This is a genomic window from Streptomyces sp. NPDC001728 (assembly GCF_040297565.1).
In the GTDB taxonomy this organism is placed as follows: domain Bacteria; phylum Actinomycetota; class Actinomycetes; order Streptomycetales; family Streptomycetaceae; genus Streptomyces.
In genome coordinates this window covers 1-9,171 of sequence record NZ_JBEOZK010000039.1, presented here as the reverse complement: position 1 = coordinate 9,171, position 9,171 = coordinate 1, and the positions used below count along the sequence as shown (strand labels likewise).

The window sequence follows — 9,171 nt, the reverse complement described above, 5'->3', positions numbered from 1 at the left end:
CGACCGATGCGCCCGGCCTGACGACCGGCGTGCCCGACGGGACGGGCACGGCCGGTATGCCCCGGGACGCCCCTGGGCAGTCCCGGACACCCCTGTCCGCACCGCCCCCGCGGGCCGACGGCTTCGTGCCGCGGTCCGCCGTCTCCTCAACCACCCTGGCCGGGACTTCGGGTTCCGGCCGTGTCCGACGATAGTGAGTCGCCCATGAACGACACCGCCCCCTTCCGTCTGTCCGTGCTCGACACGGTGCCCGTCTTCGACGGGGTTCCGGCCGCCCAGGCGCTGCGGGAACTCCTGGAGCTCGCGCCGGAGGTGGAGCGGCTCGGCTACCACCGCTACTGGCTGGCCGAGCACCACAACATGCCGGCCTTCGGCACCTCCACGCCGCCGGTGCTGATAGGGCAGCTGGCCGGTGCCACCTCGACGCTGCGGATCGGCTCGGGCGGTGTGATGCTGCCCAACCACGTGCCGTACATCGTGGCCGAGCAGTTCGCCACCCTGGAGGCCTTCCACCCGGGCCGGATCGACCTCGGCGTCGGCCGCGCGCCGGGCGGCGAGCCCGCCACCGCGCGGGCGCTGCGACGCACCGGCGACCCGGCGCACGAGGGCGCTTTCGGCGAGCAGCTGGCCGAGCTGATCGGCTATCTGTCGCCGTCCGCGCCGGATGCCCGCCCGCCGGTCGCGGTCTGTCCGGCCGTGGAGCAACCGGTGCCCGTCTGGCTGCTCGGCACGAGCCCCTCCAGCGCCTCGCTGGCGGCCCGGCTCGGACTGCCGTACGCCTACGCCCACCACCTCAACCCGGCGGGCACGGAAGCGGCGGTGGCCCGCTACCGTGCGGAGTTCCGCCCCTCGGAGCGGCTGGAACGGCCGTACGTCGCGGTGTCGGCGCAGGTGGTGGTGGCCGAGTCCGACGAGGAGGCCGAGTACCAGGCGGGGCCCGCCAAGGTGGCCCAGGTGGAGGGGCGGATCAATCCGCTGACCCTGTTCCGCACGCCCGAGCAGGCGGCCGAGTACCCGCTGACGGCCGCCCATCGGCGCTTCCTCGAGGAGTACGCGGCTCCGCAGATCATCGGCGGGGTGGAGACGGCGGGTCGGCGGCTCGCCGATCTCCGTGCCCGCACGGGCGCCGACGAGCTGCTCGCGTCGGCGCCCGTGTACGGCCTCAAGGCCAGGGTCCGGGGGTTCCGGCTCCTCGCCGAGGCGGTGGCTCAGGCCACGTCGGCCGGGTCGGGGGCGTTCAGCCCGGTCACCTCGGCCAGCAGCTCGTAGGACCGGACCCGCTCGTCGTGGTCCTGGATCGCGCTGAGCATCAGCAGTTCGTCGGCGCCGGTGGCCTTGACGAACTCGGTGATCCGCTGTCGCGCGGCCTCGGGTCCGCCGAAGATCTGCGGCCCGTACAGCTGCTCGACGACCGCCCGCTCCTCCGGCGCGTAGGAGAAGCGGGCGGCCTCCTCCACGGACGGGAAGTACGGGTTCTGGCCGCGCAACGACCGGGCGGTGATCACGCGCAGCGGGTCGCTCAGCCGGGCCGCGCGCTCGTCGTCCTCGGCCACGCCGCAGAACGCGGAGACGATCGTGTACGGCTCGGCGAGGTACTCGGAGGGCCGGAACTCGGCGCGGTAGGCGTCGAGCGCGGCGGTCGTGCCGTGCGGGGAGAAGTGGTGCGCGTAGGCGAAGGGCAGCCCCAGGGCCGCCGCGAGCTGCGCGCTGTAGCCGCTGGAGCCGAGCAGCCAGACGGGGACGGAGTGCTCGGCCGCGGGCACGGCGGAGACGGTGCCGTGCCCGGGCTCCGGGACGCGCGAGGCGCCGGAGGGCGGCGCGAAGTAGCGGATGAGCTCCTGGATCTGGGCGGGGAAGTCGTTGCCGCCGAGCGGGCCTGCCTGGCGCCGCAGGGCCCGGGCCGTCAGCGGGTCGGTGCCGGGCGCGCGGCCGATGCCGAGGTCGATCCGGCCCGGATGCAGGGCGGCCAGGGTGCCGAACTGCTCCGCCACCACGAGGGGCGGGTGGTTGGGCAGCATGACGCCGCCGGCCCCCACCCGCAGATGGGTGGTGGCGGCGGCGATCTGCCCGGCGAGGATCGCCGGCGACGAGGTCGAGAGGGCCGGCATGTTGTGGTGCTCGGCCAGCCAGAAGCGGTGGTAGCCGAGCCGGTCCACAGCACGGGCCAGCCGGACGGTGTTGCGCAGTGACACGGTCGCGGTCGACCCCTGCCACACCGGAGCGGTGTCCAGGACGGACAGTCGGAATCCCAGTTCGGTGGTCATGGGACGAGAATATGGGGACTGTCCCCGTTTTTCAACACGGCCCGGACATCGCCCGTTTCACGCCGCTCTGGTCAGCGCGGCACCGGAGTCCAGCAGGATCTCCTGGTGCAGCTCGTGCAGCTGGCGGCACGGGCTGATCCCGAGCTCCCTGTCGAGCGAGGAGCGCACCGCGTGGAAGGCCTGGAGCGCGTCGGCCCGGCGGTCGGAGCGGTAGAGGGCGAGCATCAGCTGACGGTGGAACGCCTCGATGAGCGGGTGCTTGGACACCAGCGCGTACAGCGGCCCCACCAGCTCGCGGTGCCGCCCGAGGGCCAGATCGGCCTCGTTCCGCAGCTCCACGCACTCCAGCCGGGTCTCCTCGGCCCAGGTGGCGAACTCGTCGACGATGTCACCGCCGCGCAGCTCGCCGAGGACCGTGCCGCGCCACAGCGACAGCGCCTGGCCGCACAGCGCGGAGACCTCCCCGTGCCGGCCGGCCCGCGCAGCGGCCCGTCCCTGCTGGGCGAGCCGCTGGAAGTCGTGGGCGTCCAGCGTGTGGTCGCCGAGCTCCAGGACGTATCCGGGGAAACGGGTGACGATCGGGCTCGGCTCGGCGTTCGCCCCCTTCAGCATCTTGCGCAGCTGGGATATGTACACGTGCAGAGTGGCGGTGGCCCGCCGCGGCGGATCGTCGCGCCAGATTCCGGCGCACAACTGGTCGGTGGATGTGACGTTCCCGGCGCGCACCAGCATGGCGGCGAGAAGGCATTCCACCTTCGGCGCGCTGATGGTGAAAGTCCTGTCGGCGTCCGTCATGCGCAGGCTGCCCAGGATTTCGAATCGCATGTCTTGTTGACCTTCCGGAGATCGCGGAACCCGACAGTGCTCAGCGCGACACTGAGCCGTAGTGACCGTCGAGATAGACGAGAGGACGGGCCTGGCGGCCCTGGTACGCGCGAATCGGCTGCGCGATCACCACGGTGTGATCGCCGGCGGGCAGGTCGTACACCTTCCGGCCGACCCCGAACGACAGGAGTGCGGGCGCGGAGGAGACGGAGGCGAGCGAGGTCGCCGTGAAGCCGACGGGCTGTCTCTCGCCCATCGCCGTGATGATCGCCACGCCTGCCGGATGTGTCCGGAAGACGCCCCGGAACGCGTCCTCCGTCAGCGGCTCCTCTTCCGCCGCGCCGGCCACCGGACATCTGGCGGAAGGCGACCAGACGTGATGATGGGCGATCTCCCCGTGACTCACTTCAACCCCCTGAAGAATTGCTCCGGCGCCGGTCGTGTCCAGCCCCGTTCATTGCTGTGCCTTCAGGCTCACAGAAGGATCACGTAGCGACATCCGTGGAAATACGTACGGCCATCAATCGAGCCAATTCGGCGCGCGATCCGATCTCCAATTTGCGGTAGATCCGGGACAGATGGACCTCCACGGTGCGGGGACTCAGTCCCAGCGCCTCGGCGATCTCCCGGGTCCGCCGGCCCGTTCCGGCCTCGCGCGCGACCTCCCGCTCGCGCCCGGTCAGCACCTCCAGACCGTTCACGAGAGGGATCGGCGCGGGCAGCAGCGCGTGGCAGCCGCGGCCCAGCGAGTTCTCCAGCGGAGTGTCCGGATTCAGCCGGGCGAGCAGCAGTACGTCCCACTGCTCGGCCAGCTCCTGCGCAGAGGCCCACAGCTCCGCCCCCAAGCCCGGACGGCTGCTGTTGCTCGCCGCACGGGCCGACCGGATTCGCGCGGTCAGCCGGTGCAGCCGCAGCTGGGCCCCGTCGAAGGCCCGCTCCGCCTCCTGGTACAGCGTCACCGCCGCGTCCCAGTCGGCCTGCTCGGCGAGCACGTGTCCGCGCGCGAGCAGCGCGTACGCCCGGTTGTGCGGCAGCCGCAGCCCCTGCGCCGCGCCGTTCGCGCGGTCGGCCCACATCGAGGTGCCGCCGGAGCTGCCGGTGCCGCCGGAGAGCGAGGCCAGGGCGAGCAGCTCGAAGCCCCGGGGCCGCAGCGTGGGGTCGAGCCGGGGCAGGTCGGGGCCGCCGAGGTCCAGGAGCAGGCTGACGCAGCGGTCCGGACTGCCCTGCATCAGCAGTGCCTCGGCCAGCGCGAGCACGGACGCGCCGTGCCAGCGGCCGACGGAGCGGCGCAGCGAGTGCACGGCCTGCTCGGTGAGCGCGGAGGCCCGGCTGCTGCCCGGCGGCTCGGCGTAGGTCACGCACAGCGCCTCCTGGGCGAGGGCCACCACGCGCAGCTGCTCGGCAGCCAGGTAGCCGGCGAGCTCGGTGGCCTCGGCGGCGGACCTGCGGGCGCTCTCCAGGCGGCCCTGCCGCAGCTGGGCCTCGGCGAGGCCGCTCAGCAGCACCGGCAGCATCGCGTTGTGGGAGCAGTTCTGGATGACGGTGGTGCCGCGCTCGAAGAACGACTCCGCCTCGCGCGGCCGGCCGAGCGCCATCGCGCACTGGCCGAGCAGCGCCAGGTACTCGCTGTGGCAGGTGATCTCGGTGTTCGAGAGCTCGTCCATCTGGCGTACGGCGGCGTCGTACGAGGCCAGGGCCTGCGCCACCCGGCCGGCCGTGAGCTCGCCGAGGGCGTGCAGCGCCATGGCCCCGGCCAGGGTGGTGCGCTTCCCGCCGGACCGGGCGAGGGCGAGGGCCTGGGAAGCGATCCCGGGCAGCTCCTCGTCGCCGCGCATCCAGGAGATCATCCCCCGGCCGATCATGAGCTGGGCGAGGATATCGTTGTCGGCCTTGGCCGCCCGCCGGTCGGTGAGGGCGGCCGACACCAGCTCCGTCGCCGCGCTGAATCGTCCCTGCAGACACTCGACGATGACGCAGAGCCCGATCGCCGCCCGGCCCGCGTCGTCGGGGCCCAGCGGTGACCCCTCGGTCAGCAGGGCGCGCAGCGGGGCGTCGTCGGCGAGGTAGTCGGAGGCCTGCAGCGCCCGGGCCAGGGGCGGGATCAGGGCGAGCAGCCTGCCGGTCGGCTGCTCGGAGGCGGGCAGCTCGTGCAGGGCCGTCAGGAGCCACCGTACGGCGTCGTAGGGAGAGCTCTGCTCGGCCTCCTGGCCGGCTCTGGCCAGCGTCTCCAGGTCCTCGGGGGTGAAGGAGCTGGTCGACAGCTCGATGTGCACCGCCCGCTCGGACGCCGAGGCGGCGCGGCGGTTGAGCACGGTCAGCGCCCTGCGGTGGGCCCGGGAGCGCCAGCAGCGGTCGGTCTGGTCGTGGAGCACCCGGCGCAGCATCGGGTGCCGGAAGCCCAGGAGGGTGCCGGAGGAGCGCAGCGGCCGGAGCACGTCCAGCTGGAACAGCGCGTTGACGACGGTGCAGGTCTCGTCGGTGGGCAGCTCGGAGACGGCCGCCAGCTCGTCCCGGCTGAACCGGTCGCCGAGCACGGCCGCGGACTCGGCCACGAGCCGTTCCGCCGGGTCCAGCCCGGCCAGTTCGGCCGCCAGCGGCGCGAGACGCCCGGTGTGCAGCTGGGTGCGCGGGTCCGCGCCCCTCGTCGCCGATTCCTCCTGGGCCAGCAGATAGAGCGGATGGCCGTTGCTCTCGTCGAGCGCCGAGGGCAGCCAGACCGTGTCGGGCCGTACGCCGAGCAGCCGGGCCGCCTGGTCCAGGTCGAGCGGCGGCAGGTCGATGCGGTCCACCCGGCCCTGCTCGGCGCCCTGGGCGAGGGTGCTGAGCAGGGAGGGCGCGGCCTGCCGGGGCCGGTGCGCGACCACAAGGAGGACCGGGGCCTGGAAGGTCCAGCGGGCCAGGTGGTCGGCGAGCGCCAGCGACTGCGGGTCGGCCCAGTGGAAGTCGTCCAGTACGAGCAGCAGGCCGTGATCGGCGGCCTGGCTCAGCAGTGCGTGCAGCGCCTGGGAGAGCTGCAGCGGCGCCACTTCGGTGCCCCGGCCGCCCAGCCGGGCGCAGAGGCCGGCCCGCAGCAGCTCGGCGTGCTCGGGCGAGAGGGCGGACAGCCGGTCGGCCGTCATGATGCCGTTCACTGCGCGGGTGAAAACGTGCAAAGGTTCATCGAGTTCGGACGGATAGCAGCGGCCGTCGAGAACGGTGACGCCTCGGTCGCGTGCGACCGAGGTCAGCTGGGCCAGCAGCCGGCTCTTGCCCGAACCGGGTTCTCCGAGCAGTTCGACGATCCCGCCGCGGCCTTCCTGCAGTGCCTGCAGAGCGCTCAGCAGTTGTAAGGATTCCCTGCACCGGACCGAAGACGTGCTCTGTTTGGCGACCAGCGACATGATTGTCGTGACCATCCCTTCCCCCTTGGGTCGACGTCTCGCGTGGAGCCATCCTGATCCCTCAACCACGATGGTACGAGCGCTTTGTTACGGCAGCCCGAACCGGAGGATGTCCGACGCGCGGGCGCACGGACGCGCCCTGACCGGCGAGAACCGGCCAGGGCGTCGCGTGGGGTCGCGAATGGGAACTACAGGGACGAGGCGTGCTGCGCGGGGTTGCCGGACTGCTCCGGGGCGTCCTCGGCGGGCTGCTCCGCGCCGCCGCCCATCGGGACGGAACGCATGATGAAGGTGAGCAGGATGGTGAGGGCGGTGAAGCCGGCGCCCCAGACGAAGGCCGTGGTGACGCCCTCGGTGAGGACGAAGTCCGCGGTGCCCTTGGTGTCGAGACCGGCCGGCACCTCGTCGGCGGCGCCGCGGCTGGCGGCGCCGAACACGGTCACCATGATGGCGAGGCCCAGCGCGCCGCCGATCTGCTGCATGACGTTCAGCAGACCGGACGCGGCGCCGGTCTCCTCGGGTGCGAGGCCGGACATCAGGATGGTGGTGACGCCGACGAGCAGGGTGCCCATGCCGAGACCGGCGACGAGCATGGGGCCGAGCATCGCGGAGACGAACTGGGAGCCGGGGGTGAGCTGGGCGAACCAGATCAGGCCGACGCTGATGGCGGCGGCGCCGACCGCGGTCAGGACGCGCGGTCCGGCCTTGGGCAGGAGCTTGGCGGCGATGCTGGAGGTGGCCAGAATCAGCAGGGCGAGCGGCACGAAGGCCAGACCCGCCTGGATCGGGGTGAAGCCCCGCACCTCCTGCAGGAACTGGGTGAGGAAGAAGAACATCGAATTGCCCGCCGCCATCACGAACAGCAGCGAGAGGTAGCCGGTCGCGCGGTTGCGGTCGGCGAACAGCCGCAGCGGGGTGATCGGCTGCTTGGCGTGGGTCTCGATGAAGACGAAGAGCACGAGCAGCACGACCGCGGCGGCGAAGGAGACCAGGGTGAGCGTGTCGCCCCAGCCGCTCTCGGCGGCCCGGATGAAGCCGTAGACCAGGGCGCTCATGCCGATGGTGGAGGTGAGCGCGCCGCCGATGTCGAAGCGGGCGGGCTTGCGCTCGGTCTCGTGGATGAACATCGGGGCGGCGATCAGCAGCGCGACGCCGATCGGCACGTTGATGAAGAGCACCCAGCGCCAGGACAGCCAGTCCGTCAGCAGGCCGCCGCCGATGAGGCCGATGGCCGCGCCGGAGCCGGAGACCGCCGCGTACATGCCGAGGGCCTTGGCCCGGGCCTTCTCGTCGGTGAAGTGGGTCGCGATCAGGGCGAGCACGGTGGGCGCGGCGAAGGCGGCGCCGACGCCCTGGAGGGCGCGCGCGGCGAGCAGCATCGCGGCCGAGCTGGACAGACCGCCGAGCAGCGAGGCCGCGGTGAAGATCGTGACGCCGAGGAGCAGCCCGCGGCGGTGGCCGAGGACGTCTCCGGCGCGACCGCCGAGGAGCAGTAGACCGCCGAAGGTCAGCAGGTAGGAGCTGAGGACCCAGGAGAGTCCGGTGGGGGTGAAGTCGAGCGCGACCTTGAGGTCGGGCAGGGCGATGTTCACCACGTTCACGTCGAGGATCAGCATCGTCTGGAGGGTGAGCACGATGAGGAGCACCATGCCGTTGCGGCGGCCGGCCGCCTCGGCGGTGGGCGGGCCCTGCCCCGCGGCGCTCGTGACGGTCTTTTCACTCATGATTCGGCATCTCCTCGACACGCTAAACGGGGACTTCCCACGGTTCTGTTCCCGAACATACAGGGACGGTCCCCGTTTAGCAATCGGCAACGGCGCCTGGCTAGTTGATGGCCCGATCGAACATTTCTGCGACCGCTCAGTTGACGCCGAGCTCCCGGTCGATGAAGTCGAAGAGGTCGTCGTCGGACGCCTCCGTCAGCTCCACCGCGTTGGCCTCGGCCGTATCGCCGCCCTCCGGCTCCAGGCGCAGCAGGAGATCGCGCACCCGTCCGGTCAGCCGGCCACGACCGCCCTCGGCCGCGCCCAGCGACACGAGTCGCGCCTCGATCCGGTCCAGCTCGGCGAGGGCCGACGCCACCGGGTCCTCCTCGGCCGGGGCGAGCGCCGTCAGCAGGTGCCGGGCGAGCGTCAGCGGCGTCGGATGGTCGAACACCAGCGTGCTCGGGAGCCGAAGACCCAGCTCCGCGTTGAGCCGGTTGCGCAGCTCCACCGAGGTCAGCGAGTCGAAGCCCAGCTCCTTGAAGGGCCGCTCGGTGCCGACACCCGCAGCGTCCGTGTGCCCGAGCACCGTCGCCACATGGCCGCGCACCAGCCCGAGCAGCAGGTCGAGACGCTCGGGACCGGCCAGCGCGGCGAGCCGTTCCCGGACCCCGGTGCCTCCGTCCGCCGCGGCCGACGCACCGCCCGCCGCCTTCCGTACCGTCCGGCCCTCGCCGGCCAGCTCACCGAAGAGCGGCGGTAGTGAGCCCGCCCGCGCCCGTGACCGAAGCGCCGCCTGATCGAGCCCGACACCCACGGCCAGCGGCTGCCTGCCTTCGAGCGCCGCGTCGAAGAGCGCGAGGCCCTCCTCGTCGCCCAGCGGCAGGATGCCGTCCCGCGCCATCCGTGTGAGGTCGGTGTCGGTGAGGTTTTGGGTGAGTGTGCTGTGTTGGTTCCAGAGGCCCCAGGCGAGGCTGGTGGCGGGTTGTCCTTGGGTGT

At 72.4% G+C, this 9,171-nt stretch carries 7 protein-coding genes; 1 reads left to right on the top strand and 6 read right to left on the bottom strand.

Translation table 11 applies throughout. The features are described 5' to 3' along the window. Nucleotides 1–204: 204 nt before the first annotated feature. Complete coding sequence (locus ABT154_RS33510) at nt 205–1,269, top strand: LLM class flavin-dependent oxidoreductase (RefSeq protein WP_351862105.1); 1,065 nt, start codon at nt 205–207, stop codon at nt 1,267–1,269. Here ABT154_RS33510 and ABT154_RS33505 read toward each other — a convergent pair. The 6 genes from ABT154_RS33505 to ABT154_RS33480 all read right to left on the bottom strand — a co-directional run. Next, nucleotides 1,209–2,264 (bottom strand): LLM class flavin-dependent oxidoreductase, encoded by a 1,056-nt coding sequence (locus ABT154_RS33505; protein ID WP_351862103.1) that lies wholly within the window; start codon nt 2,262–2,264, stop codon nt 1,209–1,211. The two genes, ABT154_RS33510 and ABT154_RS33505, sit on opposite strands and share 61 nt — an antisense overlap. Nucleotides 2,265–2,321: 57 nt before the next feature. Continuing rightward, nucleotides 2,322–3,089: an AfsR/SARP family transcriptional regulator gene (locus tag ABT154_RS33500; protein WP_351862101.1), complete on the bottom strand. Its 768-nt coding sequence runs from the start codon at nt 3,087–3,089 to the stop codon at nt 2,322–2,324. Between the two features lie 40 nt (nt 3,090–3,129). Further along, nucleotides 3,130–3,345, bottom strand: coding sequence for a flavin reductase family protein (locus tag ABT154_RS33495; protein ID WP_502969662.1), 216 nt, complete (start codon nt 3,343–3,345; stop codon nt 3,130–3,132). Between the two features lie 229 nt (nt 3,346–3,574). After that, nucleotides 3,575–6,484 (bottom strand): helix-turn-helix transcriptional regulator, encoded by a 2,910-nt coding sequence (locus tag ABT154_RS33490; RefSeq protein ID WP_351862099.1) that lies wholly within the window; start codon nt 6,482–6,484, stop codon nt 3,575–3,577. Between the two features lie 173 nt (nt 6,485–6,657). Further along, nucleotides 6,658–8,193, bottom strand: a complete 1,536-nt coding sequence (locus tag ABT154_RS33485) for an MFS transporter (RefSeq protein WP_351862097.1) — start codon at nt 8,191–8,193, stop codon at nt 6,658–6,660. 136 nt (nt 8,194–8,329) lie between these two features. Beyond that, a partial coding sequence (locus ABT154_RS33480) for a beta-ketoacyl reductase (protein ID WP_351862095.1) occupies nt 8,330–9,171 on the bottom strand: 842 nt, incomplete at its 5' end.

Coding starts and splice junctions, on each gene's coding strand:
- ABT154_RS33495 (WP_502969662.1), bottom strand. CDS start 3,345: ATGGGCGAGAGACAGCCCGTCGGCTTCACGGCGACCTCGCTCGCCTCC.
- ABT154_RS33500 (WP_351862101.1), bottom strand. CDS start 3,089: ATGCGATTCGAAATCCTGGGCAGCCTGCGCATGACGGACGCCGACAGG.
- ABT154_RS33485 (WP_351862097.1), bottom strand. CDS start 8,193: ATGAGTGAAAAGACCGTCACGAGCGCCGCGGGGCAGGGCCCGCCCACC.
- ABT154_RS33505 (WP_351862103.1), bottom strand. CDS start 2,264: ATGACCACCGAACTGGGATTCCGACTGTCCGTCCTGGACACCGCTCCG.
- ABT154_RS33490 (WP_351862099.1), bottom strand. CDS start 6,484: ATGGTCACGACAATCATGTCGCTGGTCGCCAAACAGAGCACGTCTTCG.
- ABT154_RS33510 (WP_351862105.1), top strand. CDS start 205: ATGAACGACACCGCCCCCTTCCGTCTGTCCGTGCTCGACACGGTGCCC.